At 73.1% G+C, this 16,161-nt stretch carries 15 protein-coding genes; 7 read left to right on the forward strand and 8 right to left on the reverse strand.

Going from position 1 to position 16,161, the window contains the following annotated elements; translation table 11 throughout:
* Window positions 1–479: 479 nt before the first annotated feature.
* Complete coding sequence (locus G5V58_RS26095) at window positions 480–2,924, forward strand: PKD domain-containing protein (protein WP_230487373.1); 2,445 nt, start codon at window positions 480–482, stop codon at window positions 2,922–2,924.
* A gap of 73 nt (window positions 2,925–2,997) precedes the next feature.
* Here the strand turns inward: G5V58_RS26095 and G5V58_RS17910 are convergent, their stop codons facing one another.
* The 3 genes from G5V58_RS17910 to G5V58_RS17920 are packed head-to-tail and all read right to left on the reverse strand — an operon-like array spanning window position 2,998 to window position 5,076.
* Window positions 2,998–3,693, reverse strand: a complete 696-nt coding sequence (locus tag G5V58_RS17910; protein ID WP_230486720.1) for a response regulator transcription factor — start codon at window positions 3,691–3,693, stop codon at window positions 2,998–3,000.
* Window positions 3,671–4,684, reverse strand: a complete 1,014-nt coding sequence (locus G5V58_RS17915; RefSeq protein ID WP_165235754.1) for a sensor histidine kinase — start codon at window positions 4,682–4,684, stop codon at window positions 3,671–3,673. The genes G5V58_RS17910 and G5V58_RS17915 overlap by 23 nt, the downstream gene beginning before the upstream one ends.
* Complete coding sequence (locus G5V58_RS17920; RefSeq protein WP_165235757.1) at window positions 4,681–5,076, reverse strand: hypothetical protein; 396 nt, start codon at window positions 5,074–5,076, stop codon at window positions 4,681–4,683. The genes G5V58_RS17915 and G5V58_RS17920 overlap by 4 nt, the downstream gene beginning before the upstream one ends.
* A 493-nt stretch (window positions 5,077–5,569) precedes the next feature.
* Between G5V58_RS17920 and G5V58_RS17925 the strand changes: the two genes are divergently transcribed.
* On the forward strand, window positions 5,570–6,286 hold the full coding sequence (locus G5V58_RS17925; protein ID WP_165235760.1) for a LuxR C-terminal-related transcriptional regulator: 717 nt from the start codon (window positions 5,570–5,572) through the stop codon (window positions 6,284–6,286).
* Window positions 6,287–6,506: 220 nt separating this feature from the next.
* Window positions 6,507–7,883, forward strand: a complete 1,377-nt coding sequence (locus tag G5V58_RS17930) for a sugar transferase (protein ID WP_165235763.1) — start codon at window positions 6,507–6,509, stop codon at window positions 7,881–7,883.
* Window positions 7,884–7,896: 13 nt separating this feature from the next.
* Here the strand turns inward: G5V58_RS17930 and G5V58_RS17935 are convergent, their stop codons facing one another.
* Both G5V58_RS17935 and G5V58_RS17940 read right to left on the reverse strand, forming a co-directional pair.
* Window positions 7,897–8,526: an HAD family hydrolase gene (locus G5V58_RS17935; RefSeq protein ID WP_165235766.1), complete on the reverse strand. Its 630-nt coding sequence runs from the start codon at window positions 8,524–8,526 to the stop codon at window positions 7,897–7,899.
* Window positions 8,523–9,308, reverse strand: a complete 786-nt coding sequence (locus G5V58_RS17940) for a 3'(2'),5'-bisphosphate nucleotidase CysQ (protein ID WP_165235769.1) — start codon at window positions 9,306–9,308, stop codon at window positions 8,523–8,525. The genes G5V58_RS17935 and G5V58_RS17940 overlap by 4 nt, the downstream gene beginning before the upstream one ends.
* Before the next feature lie 184 nt (window positions 9,309–9,492).
* Here G5V58_RS17940 and G5V58_RS17945 point away from each other — a divergent pair, with 184 nt between their 5' ends.
* Together G5V58_RS17945 and G5V58_RS17950 are read left to right on the forward strand one after the other, a co-directional pair.
* Window positions 9,493–10,386 carry a sensor histidine kinase gene (locus G5V58_RS17945; RefSeq protein ID WP_165235772.1) on the forward strand — a complete coding sequence of 298 codons (894 nt, stop codon included), beginning with the start codon at window positions 9,493–9,495 and terminating at the stop codon, window positions 10,384–10,386.
* Window positions 10,361–11,047 carry a LuxR C-terminal-related transcriptional regulator gene (locus G5V58_RS17950; RefSeq protein ID WP_165235775.1) on the forward strand — a complete coding sequence of 229 codons (687 nt, stop codon included), beginning with the start codon at window positions 10,361–10,363 and terminating at the stop codon, window positions 11,045–11,047. Before G5V58_RS17945 ends, G5V58_RS17950 begins: the two co-directional genes overlap by 26 nt.
* A 6-nt stretch (window positions 11,048–11,053) precedes the next feature.
* Here the strand turns inward: G5V58_RS17950 and pth are convergent, their stop codons facing one another.
* The 3 genes from pth to G5V58_RS17965 all read right to left on the reverse strand — a co-directional run bounded on the left by pth (window position 11,054) and on the right by G5V58_RS17965 (window position 12,889).
* On the reverse strand, window positions 11,054–11,671 hold the full coding sequence (gene pth / locus G5V58_RS17955; protein WP_165235778.1) for an aminoacyl-tRNA hydrolase: 618 nt from the start codon (window positions 11,669–11,671) through the stop codon (window positions 11,054–11,056).
* A complete protein-coding gene (locus tag G5V58_RS17960; protein ID WP_165235781.1) occupies window positions 11,668–12,360 on the reverse strand; it encodes a 50S ribosomal protein L25/general stress protein Ctc in 693 nt (230 codons plus the stop codon). The genes pth and G5V58_RS17960 overlap by 4 nt, the downstream gene beginning before the upstream one ends.
* A 157-nt stretch (window positions 12,361–12,517) precedes the next feature.
* Entirely contained in the window at window positions 12,518–12,889 is a 372-nt protein-coding gene (locus G5V58_RS17965; protein WP_230486721.1) for a winged helix-turn-helix transcriptional regulator, read from the reverse strand.
* A gap of 60 nt (window positions 12,890–12,949) precedes the next feature.
* Between G5V58_RS17965 and G5V58_RS17970 the strand changes: the two genes are divergently transcribed.
* Window positions 12,950–13,561 (forward strand): malonic semialdehyde reductase, encoded by a 612-nt coding sequence (locus G5V58_RS17970; RefSeq protein WP_165235784.1) that lies wholly within the window; start codon window positions 12,950–12,952, stop codon window positions 13,559–13,561.
* A gap of 25 nt (window positions 13,562–13,586) precedes the next feature.
* On the forward strand, window positions 13,587–15,956 hold the full coding sequence (gene pepN / locus G5V58_RS17975; RefSeq protein ID WP_165235786.1) for an aminopeptidase N: 2,370 nt from the start codon (window positions 13,587–13,589) through the stop codon (window positions 15,954–15,956).
* Window positions 15,957–16,161 lie beyond the last annotated feature (205 nt).

Consider the following 16,161-nt stretch of genomic DNA (forward strand, 5'->3'; position numbering starts at 1 on the left):
TCAACACCGCCGTCTCCGGCGCGACCGACGTCGCCAACGTCGTGCGGTTCGACGCGACGACGGTCACGGGCCAGGCGCTTGCGAGCACCCCCGGGTTCGACTGGGCGAACGTCCGCAACGCGGTGATGATCGGCCGGACCCTCTTCTACGGCCAGAGCGACGGGATGCTGTACCGCCGCAGCTTCGACGGCACCGCCTTCGGCCCGGCCAGCGCCGTGAACCCCTACCTCGACCCGCTCTGGAGCAGCGTCCTGACCGGAAGTGGCCCGGTCGGCCAGACCTATGCCGGGGTCCTGCCCACCTGGTACACCCAGTTGAGCTCGATCACCGGGATGTTCTACTCCGGTGGCCGCATCTACTACACGCGCAGCGGTCAGAACACGCTCTACTGGCGGTGGTTCGCGCCCGACAGCGGCGTGGTCGGCGGCGTCGAGTACACCGCCAGCGGTGGCAACATCGCGTGGAGCTCGACCCGTGGGATGTTCCTCGACGGCAGCACGCTGTACGTCGTCAACGCGAGCAACGGTCAGCTGCTCAAGATCCCCTTCGTCGCCGGTGCTCCCAGCGGGGCCTCGTCGGTCGCGGACGCCACCACGGACTGGCGAGGCCGAGCCGTCTTCCTCGCGTCGGTGCTGCCCAACACGGCGCCCACCGCGGCCTTCAGCGTGGACTGCGACGGGACGGTCTGCGACTTCGACGCGTCGAGCTCGGGAGATGCCGACGGCACGGTCCAGTCCTTCGAGTGGAGCTTCAGCGACGGCGAGGGGGCCGGAGGGGTTGCGCCGCGCCACGACTTCCTCGCCTCGGGGACCTACACCGCGACCCTCACCGTCACCGATGACGGCGGGCTCTCGTCCTCGGTGACGCAACAGGTCGTCGTCACCAAGCCGAACGTCGCCCCGACCGCGTCCTTCACCGTCGGCTGCGACTACCTGGTGTGCACCTTCGACGCCTCGGGCTCGGACGACGAGGACGGCACCGTCGAGACCTACGCCTGGGACTTCGGCGACGGGACGACGGACTCGGGGACGACCGCCCAACACGCCTTCGCCGGCCCTGGCTCCTACGCGGTGACGCTCACCGTCACCGACGACGCCCAGGCGACGGACACCGCCACGTCCACCCAGGTCGTCGTGGCGGCGCCGTCGGCCAGCACGGTCTCCTACGTGGGCGGAGCCGCGAGCCAGGGCAACGCCAGCACCCTCAGCGTCACCACGCCGACGACGGTCTCGGCCGGCGACCGGTTGCTGATGGCACTGACCCTGAACGTGGCCAACCGGGTCGTGTCCGACCCGACCGGCGTCACCGGTTGGACCCCGCTGTCCACGACAGCCAGCGGCAGCATGCAGACCCGTCTCTACACCAAGGTCGCGGCCGCGGGAGACGGGGGGCGACGGATCGGCGTCACCCTCGATGCAGCGACGAAGTACACGATGACGGTGGCGGCGTACTCCGGCGTCCGGAACCAGCCCCTGGCGGCGACCACGCTCGCCGAGACGGTCACCCGCTCCGCGCACACCACGCCCGGCGTCTCGGCGCCGGCCGGTTCGTGGATCGTCTCGTACTGGGCCGACAAGTCCTCGGCGACGACCGGATTCACCCTGCCGAACAGCAGCACCGGGCGGCAGGCGTTGTGCGGCACCGGCAGCGGTCACATCTGCAGTGTGCTGGCCGACTCGGGGTCAGCCGTCCCGACGGGTGACCACGGCGGAGAGACGGCGACCGCCGACTCCGCGAACGCCACGGCGACCATGAGCTCGATCGTGCTCCGGACTGTCGAGCAGAACCAGGCACCGACCGCCTCCTTCACGACAGCCTGCGATGGCGCGGTCTGCGACTTCGACGCGAGCGCCTCCGGCGACGCCGACGGGTCGGTGACGGCGTACAGCTGGGACTTCGGGGACGGGCAGACCGCCTCGGGCCGCACGGTCCGCCACGACTTCGTCTCCTCCGGCACCCGTGACGTGACCCTCACCGTCACCGACGACGAGGGCACGACCGGCTCGCTCGTGACGGCCGTGAACGTGGTCCGCACCAACGCGTTGCCGACTGCCACCTTCACGGTGAGCTGCGACTACCTCGCGTGCACCTTCGACGGGTCGGCCTCGAGCGATCCCGACGGCTCCTTGGTCTCCTACCGCTGGGACTTCGGGGACGGCGCGACCGACACGACATCGGGCGCGGTCGTGACGCACACCTTCGACACCGGCGGGGCCTACGACGTCGCACTCCGCGTCGAGGACAACGACGGGGGCAGGGCGGACTCGACGCGCTCGGCCCGGCCCGCGGCCCCAGTCGCGATCACCCATGTGGACTCGACCGTCAACCAAGGCAACGTGGCCACACCGAACACGACGGTCCCGGCCAGCGTGCGGAGCGGCGACCGACTGGTCCTCGCGCTCAGCCTGAACTCGGCGACGGTCGCCACCGGTACGCCGTCGGGCGTCACCGGCTGGACGCTCCTGGACCGCGCCACGTCCGGCAGCATGCAGACGGTTCTCCTCACCAAGGTGGCCACCAGCGACGACGCCGGCCGCACCGTTCGGTTCGCGATGGACGCCGCGGCGAAGTACACCCTCACCCTCGCGGCCTACCGCGGCGACATGCTTGACCCCCAGGTCGCGGACCAGGCCGAGACCGTGACCCGCGTTGGGCACACCACCCCGACGCTGACCGCCGGAGCCGGCGACGTGGCCCTGTCCTACTGGGCCGACAAGTCGTCCGCCACGACGGGGTTCACCTTGCCAGCCGGTGTGACCCTCCGTCAGGCTGCGTGCGGCACCAACTCCGGACGAGTGTGCAGCGTTCTGGCCGACTCCGGCGGGCCTGTCGGCGCTGGCCCCTACGGAGGGCTCACCGCCACCTCCGACGCCGCCTCCGGGTCGGCGACCATGTGGACGGTCCTGCTCCGACAGGACGGGTGAGCTCGACCGGCGGACGAGCCACGCACACTGCGCTACCGGCCCGGGCAGGTGGCGCAGTGTGCGGCTGGTCGGCTCAGGCGGCGATGACCGGTGGCCGCCACCCGACCTGGTGCGCGAGGCCGACGGCGGCGATCTGCGAGGTGACGTCGAGCTTGGCGAGGATCGCCTTGACCTGGGTCCGCACCGTCGCCTCGGAGACGACGCCGAGCGTGGCGATCTCCCGGACCGTGCGGCCCTTCATCAGGTGAGCCAGCACCTCACGTTCCCGGCCCGTCAGGAGGTCCAGCTTGCGACGCAGGTCGACGAGGTGGGAGCGCTCTGTGGCCCACGCGTCGAGGAGCTGCTCACGCTCGTCCGGGGCCATGACCTGGAGGCCCTGGTTGATCCTGCGCACCGTGCCCAGGATGTCGTTGAGGGGCCGCGACTTCGCCAGCACCTTGCGGGCTCCCAGCCGGACCGCCTCCCCCCAGCGCGCGCGGTCGACCGAGCCCGTGACGACCACGACGTTGATCCCCTCACGGGCCAGAGGAGCGACCAGCCGTTCGCCCGCCCCGAAGCCACCCAGGTCGAGGTCGAGCAGGGCGACACGTGGTCGCTGACGAACGGTCCAGGACAGCAGAGCCCCGGGCCGGTGCTCGAGGGTCGGCACCTCGGCTCGCCGCACGTCGTAGCCCTCGATGGTCAGCGCCAGTTCCAACGACTCGGCGAAGAGGACGTGGTCCTCGAGGATGACGATGCGCAGGTCGCTACGCGCCGTGGGCTGCGACACGGGACATCTCCTTCTTGGGTAGACGGGCGACGAACGTCGCACCGGGTGACACTGCGTCGGCGAGGACCAGGTCCCCGCCGCACTGCTCGACGAGGCGCCGGGCGATGCCGAGCCCCAGACCTTGTCCGGGTGACGCGCTGGCCCGCACGCCGGACTCGAAGATGCGGGCCCGGACCGCCTCGTCCACGCCAGGACCGTGGTCGGAGCAGGTCACGACGACCCAGTCGTCGTCGTCCAGGGAGTCCAGCTCCACCTGTCCACCACCGTGCCGGCGTGCGTTCTCGAGGAGGATGTTGATCACCTGGGCGAAGTCATCCGGGTCCGCTGCGCACCTCAGGCCCCGGGGCGTCCAGTGCACCGTGAGCCCACGGAGCCGGTGACTCGTCACGAGGCGCTCGACGATCTCGTCGAGGTCGACGCCGGCCGCCTCGGCCCGCACAGGACCGGTGGTCGTGACGACCGCCTCCGCTCGGCACATCATCAGGCGCTCGAGTCGCGCGAGCTCGAGGTCGACCAGGTGCTGCAGCCGCTGACGACGGTCGAGCGGGAGGCTCTGGTCAGCGCCCATCAGGTTGGTCGCGCTGGTGATGCCCGCGACCGTCGACCCGACCTCGTGCAGGAGCTCCCGCTCGTGCCTGATGGCGACGCGGGCTTCGGCCAGGGTCTCGTGGAGCTCCTGGACCTCACGTTCGTGAGCGAGCATCGAACGCCGGAGGAGGGACTGAGCCATCACGCAGAGGACCAGCGCGCTCTCCATGCTGAGCACACCCGCGAGCGCCGCGGTGGCCATGCCGCCACCGGCCACGTCCGCGATCCAGTTGGCCACAGCCATGAGCAGCAGAGCGACGACCAGCCGACCTCGCGCCCACCACGTCACGCCGCGGCTGTGGATGAGCACCCAGGCCGCCACCAGCGCCGCGACGACGACCGAGGTGTTGAGCGCCGCGGCCATCAGCGGACCGACCGGGAGCGGCTCGACCGTCGTGCTCACGATGCACGTCCCCAGGGCGAGCAGCATCCCGACGCCGGCGCCGAGGACCGCGGGGTCTCCGGGGGAGCGGCGCGCCGGGCCACGCCGATCAGTCCGGCGAGCACCGTCAGTGTCGCCAGCTCGGCGAGGACCGGCAGAGCGTTCACGCGCGTCGGCACCTGCCCGACGACGGCCGCCACGACGAGGCCCTGGACGGCGGCGCAGAAGAGACCAGCGGTGAGCCAGCCCGCGTGCCGGCGCGTCCTCCCTCCGCGTGCGCCGCGGCCGATGACCCGCCAGTGGAAGTACACGAAGACGGCGGCACCGAGCACGACGGCAGAGGTCAGGAGCTGCGAGGAGCGGAGCACCTCGGCCGGCCGTGTCGAGGTCAGGGTGACCATGAGCACCGGCACGACCGGCGCGAGTGCGACGGCTGCGGTGCCCGCTGCCCATCGCCACCCGCGGTGCGTGCGTTGACCCCACATGCTCCAGACCCCCCACGAATCTGTTCGTCAGAACCTCTGCGTCGTGGCGAGACCTGCTCTCGACACCCGCATCTGCGGGTCTGCGGTGAGACAGGATCCGCCGCGGCCGGGCGCTGGTCCGCGAGGGCCAGCACGTCGTGCTGCAGAGGCTTCTTGGTGCGTTTCGTTGGGGGATCGAGGTGGACCGTATACCAAAGGTTGGGGGCACGTATGACCCGTTCGGGCCATTTGGTCCCGGGAGAAATGTCAGCCGCGCGATCACCAATTTCAGGGGAGTCCGCAGCGGCCGCAGGTACCGGTCCCGCCCGCCGTCCACGATCGGGTTGAAGCACCCTCTTGCGACCCCACCAGGAAGGACGGCACCGGTATGTCTCCGGGACGTCACAGCGTCGACCCACGGCGTCCGGGTCGACTTCCGCAGGTGGGGGTCGCGTCGGACCAGAGCCTGGTCGCCGAGTCGGTGCGCCGGGCACTGCACGAGCGTGGTCACGGCTGCGTCACGCTCAGCTGGCCTGCGGCCGTCGACGACTCGACCGACCTGCGACCGCGCCTGCGACCACGCAGCCGGGAGGGGTCGGCCCACACCCCCCAGGTGGCCGTCCTCCTGAGCGACCTGGACCGGTGGGGTCGGGTCATGGCCGCGCGGACGCTGGTGGCCGGGCTGCCGGTGCCGTGGCTCGTCCTGGCCGGCGCTCCTCGCGGACCGGTCTGGGGGGCCCTGTACGAGAGCGGGGCAACGCTCGTCCTGCACACCGACACCGACCTGGACACCGTGTGCGACGCCGTGGTGCGGCTCGGCTCCGGGTCCGCGTCGACGCCGGGTCCACCCCGTGAGCTCCTGCGTGCCTGGCAGAGCTACGCACAGCGTCGCCGTGAGCTGACGCACCGGTTGCAGACACTGACCGGGCGTGAGGAGCAGGTGCTGCACCAGCTGCACCAGGGGGTGCCCGTGCGGAGCATCGCAGAGCGCTCGGAGGTCGCCGAGGCCACGGTGCGCAGCCAGGTGAAGGCCATCTTGCGCAAGCTGGACGTCAGCTCCCAGATCGCCGCAGTGGCGGCATACCAGGAGGTCCAGTCGATCAACTCGAGGGCCACCCAGGTCGAGGTGCTCGAGGCGATGTCGGAACCGGTCCCCTGAGCCGCGCTCGCTGCGCCGGGCGACCGAGGCCGCGGCGAGAGGTGGGTCCGGACATGCCCGAAAAGAGTGATGAACCTGGCCGCCCAGGTTCCTAGGTTGAGCAGATTCCAGTTCTCCGGGGGGAGGCACAGTCATGACGGCGACCGACATACCGCACAGCGCACCGGTGGTGTCGACGGGCCGCCGTGCCCTCACCGGCCGCCCTCACGGGCACCGGACCATGATCGGCGGCTTCCTCCTCGTCGCGGACCTGGTCGCCGTGTCCATCACCGTGGCCGTCAGCACCGCGGCCGGGTCGTCCTGGTCCGCACCGGCATCCGCCGTCCTGCTGATCGGTTGGCCCCTGATCGTCGCTCTGTGTGGCGGTTACGCCGCTGACGGCGGCGTCGGGCTCCGGTCCGGCGCCCTGCTCCGCGCCTCCCTCGGCATCGGTATCGGCGCCTGGATCGCGGTCGCCCTGTCGCCGGCCATCCCCACCCACCTCCTCGACGCCTCGCCCGGCGACGGTCTCCTCGTTGCGGCCCTGACACCCGCCAGCTCGACGGTGCTCCGGCTCCTCGTCCGCCGGCTGACAGTCAGCGCGCCGCTGCGCGTCGTCGTCGTGGGAGACCCCTCGGGCGCCGCCCGGGTGTTCAGCGAGCTGCGCAGCGGCCGGCGCGGGCGGGGCCTGGACCCGGTCGCCCTGTGCCTGCACGGTCGGAGGTCGAGCGACCTCGACGACGCGCTCCTGACCCACGCGGACCTGGACGTCTGGGTGGGGACCCAGGACCTGGTCGAGGTCGTCCGCGCACACCGGGCCGACGCTGTCGTGGTGGCGCCCGGCCCGGAGATCGGGCACGCCGAGCTCCGGAGGTGGGGTGCCTGGCTCCAGGACACCCGGACCGAGCTGCTCGTGCACTCCGGGCTCCGCGACGTAGCCCCCCGACGCCTCACCGCCGAAGAGGTCGGTGGCCTCCACCTGGTCCGCGTGCGTCCCGCGTCCATCACGGGTCCTGGGCAGACCGTCAAGGCCCTCGTGGACCGGGTGACCGCGGCGGCGCTGCTGCTGCTGCTCGGACCGCTGCTGCTCTCGCTCGCCGTGATGATCCGCCGCGACTCCCCCGGACCGGCGCTCTTCAAGCAGGTGCGGGTCGGGCACCACGGACGGCTCTTCACCGTCTACAAGCTGCGGACCATGCGGGAGGACGCTGACCGCATCGTGGCCGAGCTGTGCGCGGACAACGAAGCCGACCGCGAGGGTGTGCTCTTCAAGATGCGCCGCGATCCTCGCATCACCCGGCTCGGCGCCCTCCTGCGCAAGTACTCCGTCGACGAGCTGCCCCAGCTGATCAACGTGCTGCGCGGCGAGATGTCCCTGATCGGGCCTCGTCCCGCCCTGCCCAACGAGGTCGCTGCCTACCCGGAGGACCTCAGGCGGAGACTCGTCGTGAAGCCGGGCCTCACCGGCCTGTGGCAGGTGTCCGGCCGATCGGACCTGCCGTGGGAGCAGACCGTGCGACTCGACCTGCAGTACGTCGACAACTGGTCCTGGCGGCTCGACCTCATGATCGCGTGGCGCACGGTCGGCGCGGTGCTGCTGCACCGCGGCGCCTACTGACTCCTGCCCCGGCTCAACGACCTGCGGCCCGGACCCCATGCCGGGCGAGCAGGTCCACGAGCCGGGGCAGGTCCCGGTCGGGCCGCCCGAGGCGCAGCCACCAGTGCTCGGCGGCCAGGCCGGCCGCGCGGGCGCCGTGGACGTTGGCCTCGGTGTCGTCGACGAACAGGATCGTCTCGGGCGCGGCGCCGATGCGGGCGGCGGCCTCGGTGAAGAAGGCCGGGTCGGGCTTGGTCACCCCGAGGTCGCAGGAGTAGCAGGAGACGTCGAAGACCTGGTCGTAGCCGAGCACGGTGCGCATGAAGGCGGCGCGGTGCTGCTCCTGGTTGCTGCCCAGGTGCACGCCGTACCCGGCCGCCCGGAGCTCGCGGACCAGCGCGATCGTCTGCGGGACGAGCCCGATGCTGTGCCAGACGGCGGGGCGCAGGTCGGCGACGCTCGTCGGCAGGCCGCCCGCGGTGAGGCCGGCGGCCAGGGTCGCGAAGAAGTCGGTCTCACCGCGCAGGGCGGCCAGGTCGTCGTGCCAGGTGCCGTCGGTGAAGACGTCGGTGCGCTCGCCGAGGTAGGGGCGCAGCGAGTCGAGCCAGGAGCCCGGGAGGAACTGCAGGACGCCGTCGGCGTCGAGCAGGACGTGCTCGATCACTCCCAGCCGTGCTCGGCCAGGTGGGCCAGGATCTGCTCGGAGAGCTCGGGGCGGCAGACGATGAGGTCGGGCAGGTAGACGTCGTCCTGGTTGTAGCGCAGCGGCGAGCCGTCGATGCGCGAGGTGAACAGCCCGGCGGCGCGGGCGACGGCGACGGGGGCGGCGGAGTCCCACTCGTACTGGCCGCCGGCGTGGACGTAGGCGTCGGTGACGTCGCGGACCACCGAGATCACCTTGAAGCCGGCCGAGCCCATGGCCACGGTCTCGCCGCCGAGCGCGGCGACCAGGCCGTCGGTGAAGGCCGGCGGGCGGCTGCGGGACACGGCGATGCGCGGGCGCTCCGCGCTGGCCGGAGGTACGACGGGCGCGTCCGCGGTCGAGTACGTGCGGCCGACGGCGGGGAGGGCGACGGCGCCGGCGGTCAGGTCGCCGTCCTGCCAGAGCGCGACGTGGACGGCCCAGTCCTCGCGGGGCGGCTCGGAGAACTCGCGGGTGCCGTCGAGCGGGTCGACGATCCAGACCCGGTCGCGCTCGAGGCGGACCTTGTCGTCCTTGCCCTCCTCCGACAGCACCGCGTCGCCGGGCCGGTGCTCGGCCAGCAGCTCCATGAGCAGCTCGTGCGCGGCCCGGTCGCCGGCGTCCTTCAGCTCGCGACCCTCGAGCCCCTCCTCGCGCACCTGGAGGAGCCTGTGGCCGGCGGTCTCGGCCAGCCACGCGGCCAGCGCGTGGTCGTCGGCCCCCGCGGGGGCTGGCCGGCGTCGAAGGGGGCAGCGCTCACCCACTCACCCTAGGCGGTCCGCCACACCCCACGAGGATGGGCCGAACGGACTGGTCACCGGGCCAGGAGATGACTAGTGGCCATACCCCAATTGAGGTACTAGTCTGACGCGCGTCGTCGCGAGGATTCCGGGGGTCTCCGCCCGACACCCGCTGTGAGTGAGTCATGGGAGCCTGTGGGGGGATCCGATGAAGTCGCTGCGCATCCTGCTCGGCGCCTGGACCTGGCGAGGGACGACCCTCGTCGTCCTCAGTGCGCCCGCCGGCGCCGCCCTGGCCCTGGTCGTGCGCGCCCGGGGCGGGTCCGTAGCCTCGGCCGTGCTGGCCGCCGCCCTGCTCGTGACCGGCCTGAGCGCCGTCCTGCTGCGCCGGGCCGTCGCGGCCCGCGACCGCGCGCTCGGCGCCGTGCAGGAGGAGCTGGACCGCCTCGAGCTCGGCCAGCGCGCCGACCGCGCCCGCCTGCACGAGATCGACGCGACGGTGGCCGGCATCGCCTCCGCCCAGCAGCTGCTGAGCGCGGGCATCGCCGCCGAGCGGTACGACGCCCTCGCGGCGATGGTGCAGGCCGAGGTCCAGCGACTGCAGCGGCTGCTGGCCGAGCGCGCCCCCGAGCGCCGCCGCGCGGTCGACCTCGACGACGTGGTCGGCCAGATCGTGCTCGCCCACGTGGCGCGCGGGCGCCGGGTGACCTGGGAGCCGTCCGGCCTGCGGGCGCTCGCCCGCGGCGACGACGTGGCCGAGGTCGTCAACGTGCTGCTGGAGAACGCCGCGGTGCACGGCGGTCCGGGCCGGGTCCGCGTCCGGGTCGCACCCGACGCGACCGGCGCCGGCGTGAGCGTGACGGTGAGCGACCAGGGCCCCGGGGTGCCGCCGGAGCTGCGCGAGCGCCTCTTCGACTGGGGCGTGAGCCGGCCGGGCTCGCCCGGCCAGGGCATCGGCCTGCACGCCGCGGCCGAGCTGGCGCACCAGATGGGCGGGCGCCTCGAGCTGCGACCGGGCGTCCGCGGCGCGACGTTCGCCCTGCACCTGCCGGCCGCCCCGGTGGAGGTGAGCCGTCGTGAGCACGTCGCCCAGGCGAGCTGACCGCCTGGTCACCATCGTCGAGGACCACCTGCTCTTCGCCGAGGCCCTCGAGCTCGCCCTCGGCCAGGAGGGATACGCCGTGCGCCGGGTCGCCGCCCCGGACCAGCCGTCGGCGCCCACCACGCTGGTGCACGACGTCCTGGCCGGCGAGCCGCTCGTGGTCCTGCTCGACCTCGACCTCGGCGGCTTCGGCGACGCCTCGCGGATCGTGGAGCCCTTGGCTCGCGCCGGCACCCACGTCGTCGTGGTCACCGGCTCCACCGACCGCGCCCGCTGGGGCCGGGCGGTGCTCCACGGCGCACGCACCGTGCTGTCCAAGCGCGGCCCGCTGCACGACATCACCGCGACCGTGCGCCGCATCCACCTCGGCCTGCCCGTGCTGCTGCCGGACGAGCGCGCCGAGCTGGTCGCGGAGTGGCACCGTCACCGCGACGAGCTGGCCGGTGCCCGCCTGCGCCTGGAGTCGCTCAGCGCCCGCGAGAGCCAGATCCTGGCCCACCTCATGAAGGGCCGCGCGGTGCGCGAGATCGCCGGGCTGTCGGTGGTCTCGGAGGCCACCGTGCGGACCCAGGTGAAGGCGATCCTGGCCAAGCTCCAGGTCAGCTCCCAGCTCGCCGCCGTCGGCGTCGCGCACGAGGCGGGCTGGCAGGCGCCGGCCTAGCACCCGTCAGCTGTTGAAGCGCTGCTGGGTCTCGGCCAGGCCGAGCGTCAGCAGCGTCTCCACCGCGTCGGCCGCCTTGTCCACCTGGAACGGCAGCTCCTTGCGCTCGGCGCTGGTGTAGTTCGACAGCAGGAAGTCGGCCGGGTCCTGGCGACCCGGCGGCCGGCCGACGCCGACCCGCACCCGGTAGAAGTCGCCGGTGCCGAGCGAGCCGCGGATCGAGCGCAGCCCGTTGTGGCCGTTGTCGCCGCCGCCGAACTTGACCCGCAGCGTGTCGAAGGCGATGTCGAGCTCGTCGTGCACCGCGACCAGCCGGTCGGGGCGCACGCCGAAGAAGGACAGCACCGCCTTGGTCGGCCCGCCAAGCTCGTTCATGTACGCGCGCGGGCGCACCACGACCAGCCGCGGCCCGGGCGTACCGGGCACGCCGAGGCGCCCCTCGGCGACCTCGGTGCGGCTGGCCTTGTGGGCCTTGAACGGCGCGCCGATGCGGCGCACCAGCTCGTCGGCCACCAGGTAGCCCACGTTGTGCCGGTGCCCGGCGTACGCCGGACCGGGGTTGCCGAGCCCGACGACGACCCAGGGCTCGGTCCCCGTGGCGCCCGGGTCGTCTGCGGAGCTCACTCCTCCGAGGCGTCGCCCTCGGCCGCAGCCTCGTCGCCCGAGCCCTCGCCACCCTCGGCGTCGCCGCCCTCGGTGTCCTCGGACTCGTCGCGCTCGATGCCGGCCTCGGCCTCGGCCTCCTCCAGCTCGGCCTCGAGGGCCTCGGCGCTGACCTGCTCGGTGATGTTGACGACCAGGGTCTCGGGGTCCACGAGCAGGGTGGAGCCGGACGGCAGGTCGAGCTGGCCGGCCAGGATCTGGGTGCCGGCGGGCAGGCCCTCGACGGAGATCTCGATGTACTCCGGGATGTGGGTCGCCTCGGCCTCGAGCGAGACCGTGGCGTTCTCGAGCACGACCAGGGTCTCGGGAGCGGCGTCGCCGTTGACCTGGACGGGCACGTCGACGGTGACCTTCTCGCCGCGGCGCACGGCCACGAAGTCGATGTGCTCGATGTGGCGGCGGATGGGGTCGATCTGCACGGCCTTGGTCAGCGCGAGCTGCTCGGTGCCGTCGACCTCGAGCTCGAGCAGCGCGTTGGCGCCGCCGTGCTTGAGCGCCATCATCGTGCTGTGGCCCGGCAGGGTCACGTGGATGGGGTCGTTGCCGTGGCCGTAGATGACGGCGGGGATCTTGTCGGCGCGACGGATGCGGCGGGCCGCGCCCTTGCCGAACTCGGTGCGGGTCTCGGCGGTGATCTTCTCGGTGGCCATGCTGGTGGTGCTCCTCGTCCGGTGTGTGGTCAGGGGCCTCGACGCGGACCGCGGAGGCGCGCCCGGAGGTGCACCGCCCTGTCGATCACGGAGACCAGTCGTCTCCCTCGCCGAGGCAACCGAAGGAGTCTAGCCGCGGCCGGCCGCGCGCGGCCAATCAGCGCAGCCCGGCGCACCGCTCGTCGGTGAGGTTGACCCGGGCCCAGTCGCCGAGGGCCCGCAGGGCCGGCAGCAGCGCCTCGCCGGCGTCGGTCAGCGCGTAGGTCACCGACAGCGGCGGGCCGGCTACGACGGTGCGGGCCACCAGGTCGGCGCCCGCGAGCTCGGCCAACCGGTCGGAGAGGACCGAGTCGCTGATCCCGAGGGCACGCTTGAGCTCGGCGAACCCCGCGGGTCCCTGTCCCAGCACCGCCAGCAGCATGCCGTTCCACCGCTTGCCCAGGAACCCGAAGGCGCGCACCAGCGCGCCGTCGCACTGCCGGTGCTCGACGGCGTCGCCCGCGGGCGCGGCGGGGCGGGTGGTGGTCACGTGATCAAGACTACCCGCACTTCTGGGAAGAATGTTGCTCCTGTTTTCGTAGTACTACGCATGACCACCACCTTCACCGAGCAGCTCGACGACACCGCGCGTGGGCTGCTGTTCACCGACGCCCGCACCGCCAACTCGTTCTCCGACGAGCCCGTCACCGACGAGGAGCTGCGCGGCATCTGGGAGCTGGCCCGGTTCGCCCCGACCATGGCCAACAGCCAGCCGCTGCGGGTGCTGTTCGTGCGCACCCAGGAGGCCAAGGAGCGGCTGGTCCCGCACCTCAGCGAGGGCAACCGGGCCAAGGCGCTCAGCGCGCCGGTCGTGGCCGTGCTGGCCTACGACGCCGACTTCCACGAGCACTTCCCGACCACCTTCCCGGCCCGCGGCGAGGCCATGCGCGAGAACTTCGGCGGCATGCCCGGCGAGTCGCGCGAGCAGGTCGCGAAGTACTCCGCCGCGCTCGCCTCCGGCGTCTTCTTCCTCGCCGTCCGCGCCCACGGCCTGGCCGCCGGGCCGATGGGCGGCTTCGACAGCGCGGGCGTGGACGAGGAGTTCTTCGCCGGCACGTCGTGGCGCAGCCACCTCGTCGTGAACATCGGCCACCCGGGCGTCGACCCGTGGTTCGACCGGCTCCCCCGCATCCACGAGGACGACGCGCTCGCCTGGGCCTGACGCCACTCGCCCGTAGCGTGGGCGCGTGCCCTCGCTCACCCTCACCGAGGCCCGCCTCCGGGCCGCGCAGCTGTCCGACGTCTCCTACGGCCTCGAGCTCGACCTGACCGAGGCCCCGGACTACGCAGCGACGTTCCGGAGCCGGGTCTCGGTGCGGTTCGCGAGCACCGGGGGCGACACCTTCCTCGAGCTCCACGACGCCCGCTCGCTCAGCGTCACTGTCGACGGCGCACCCGCCGACCCGGCGTACGACGGCCACCGGATCGGCCTCACCGGCCTGAGCGCCGGCCGGCACGAGGTCGTGGTCGACGCGCGACTGGCCTACGTCACCGACGGCCAGGGGATGCAGGCCTTCACCGACCCGGCCGACGGCGAGCGGTACGTCGCGGCGTACGTCGGCGTGGACGTCACCCAGAAGGTCTTCGCCTGCTTCGACCAGGTCGACCTCAAGGCGCCGATCGCGCTGAGCGTCACCGCGCCGGCGGCCTGGACGGTGCTGGCCAACGGGCCGCTCGCCGAGTCCGGTGCCGGCACGTGGCGCTTCGACCCCACGCCGCCGGTCCCCGTCGACCTGTTCACGGTGTGCGCGGGGCCGTGGCACTCGGTGACCTGGGAGCACGGCGGCGTGCCGATGGGCTGGCACGCCCGGGCGTCGCTGGCCGGCCCGCTCGAGCGCGACGCCGAGGAGCTGCGGCGGGTGACCGGGCTCTGCTTCGACCACTACGCCGAGCTCTTCGACGAGCCGTTCCCGTTCGCGTCGTACCACCAGGTCTTCGTGCCCGGCCTCAACTGGGGCGCGATGGAGAACCCCGGCTGCGTCACCTTCCGCGACGAGATGCTCGGCCGCGGCCGGCCGACCGACGAGGACCGGCGGCTGCGCGCGATGGTCATCGCGCACGAGATGTCGCACATGTGGTTCGGCGACCTGGTCAGCCAGACCTGGTGGGAGGACATCTGGCTCAACGAGTCGTTCGCCGACTACATGGGCTTCGAGGTGGCCGAGACGGTGGCCGGCTTCCCGGGCGCGCGGATCAGCTTCGAGACCCGACAGAAGCCCGGCGGGTACGACGCCGACCGGCGCCGCTCCTCCCACCCCGTCGCGCCGCGGGCGGAGGACGTGCCCGACGTCGACGCCGGCACCAACAACTTCGACGCGATCTCCTACGCCAAGGGCAACGCGGCCCTCCGGCAGCTGGTGACCTGGCTCGGCCCCGACGCCTTCCTCGCCGGGGTCAACGCCCACCTGAGTGCGCACCGCTTCGGCAACGCCACGCTCGACGACCTCATCGGCGCGCTCGACGCGGCCTCGCCGCTCGACGTGCGGTCGTGGTCGCAGGTGTGGCTGCGCACCGCGGGCTTCGACACCGTCACCGTGGAGCGGTCCGGCGACGTGCCCGTGCTCGTCCGCGACGGGAGCCGGCCGCACCGGCTGCGGGTCGCGGCGTACTCCGCGGCCATGACGCCGGTCGGCGACGTCTGGGTCGACCTCGGCGCCGAGCCGGTGCCGCTCCCCGACCTCGCCGGGCTCGTGGTGGTGCCCAACGCCACCGGCGAGACCTTCGCGCGGGTCGTGCTCGACGACCTGTCCTGGGCCGCGGTGGCCGAGCGGCTGAGCGACGTCCCCGACGATCTGCAGCGCGGGCTGCTCTGGACGCTGACCTACGACCGGCCCGACGTCCTGGAGCTCCTCGCCCGGCACCTGCCGCACGAGGCGCACCCGACCCTGGTCGAGGCCGTGACCCGCCGGGTGCTGACCCGCGTCCTGCCGGAGCGCGTCCCCGCCGCCGACGTGCCCGCGGCCTTCGCCCGGGTCGCCGAGGCGTGCCGGGCCGGGCTGGCCGACAGTCGAGACGAGCAGCGGTCCCGCGCCCTGCGGCACGCCCTGGCCGCCACCTCGCGCGACGCCGCCGAGCTGCGCGCGCTGCCCACCGACGACGACCCGCGGCTGCACTGGGCCGCGGTGGCCCGGTTGGCCGCGCTGGGCGAGCTCACCGCCGACGAGATCGAGGCCGAGCGCCGGCGCGACGGCACCGACGAGGGCGATCTCGGCGCCGCGACGGCTCTGGCCGCCCGGCCCACCGCCGAGGCCAAGGCCGAGGCCTGGGCCGCCATGAGCGAGGACCGCGACGTCTCCAACCGCCGCTTCACGGCGCTGGCCCACGGGCTGTGGTCGCCCGAGCACCCCGACCTGGTCGCGCCGCACGTGGCGGCGTACGTCGACGCCGGGCCCCGGCTGGCCCGGCGCGGGACCGCCTTCGCCCAGGAGGTGGGCCGGGCCTTCCCTGCCCTGCACCTCACCGACGACCAGCTCGGCCTGGTCCGTGCGGCGCTCGCGGGCGACGTGCCGGCGGTGCTGCGGCGGGAGTGGGAGGACGCTGTGGATGACCGTCGCTAGGCCGGTCCTCGCCGTGGCCCTGTGCGCCTGCACCAGCCAGCAGCCGTCCACCACTCCGGCCCCTTCGGCCTCCCCCGCCTCGCTCGGCGCCAGGGATACCCGGGTACCCGGGTATCCCGACCAGACGGCCACCAGCTCTCCACAACCCCCGCCGGCGCCCGGCACCACACCCCCGCCCTGGCTCGGCACCCGCCCCCTGCCACGC

The sequence above is a fragment of the Nocardioides anomalus genome (genome assembly GCF_011046535.1).
Lineage (GTDB): Bacteria > Actinomycetota > Actinomycetes > Propionibacteriales > Nocardioidaceae > Nocardioides > Nocardioides anomalus.

What these genes read in the sequence shown, in the direction of transcription:
- G5V58_RS26095 (WP_230487373.1), top strand. Translation starts at nt 480, where the DNA reads ATGTTCCTCGACGGCAGCACGCTGTACGTCGTCAACGCGAGCAACGGT.
- G5V58_RS17930 (WP_165235763.1), top strand. Translation starts at nt 6,507, where the DNA reads ATGATCGGCGGCTTCCTCCTCGTCGCGGACCTGGTCGCCGTGTCCATC.
- G5V58_RS17945 (WP_165235772.1), top strand. Translation starts at nt 9,493, where the DNA reads ATGAAGTCGCTGCGCATCCTGCTCGGCGCCTGGACCTGGCGAGGGACG.
- G5V58_RS17960 (WP_165235781.1), bottom strand. Translation starts at nt 12,360, where the DNA reads ATGGCCACCGAGAAGATCACCGCCGAGACCCGCACCGAGTTCGGCAAG.
- G5V58_RS17970 (WP_165235784.1), top strand. Translation starts at nt 12,950, where the DNA reads ATGACCACCACCTTCACCGAGCAGCTCGACGACACCGCGCGTGGGCTG.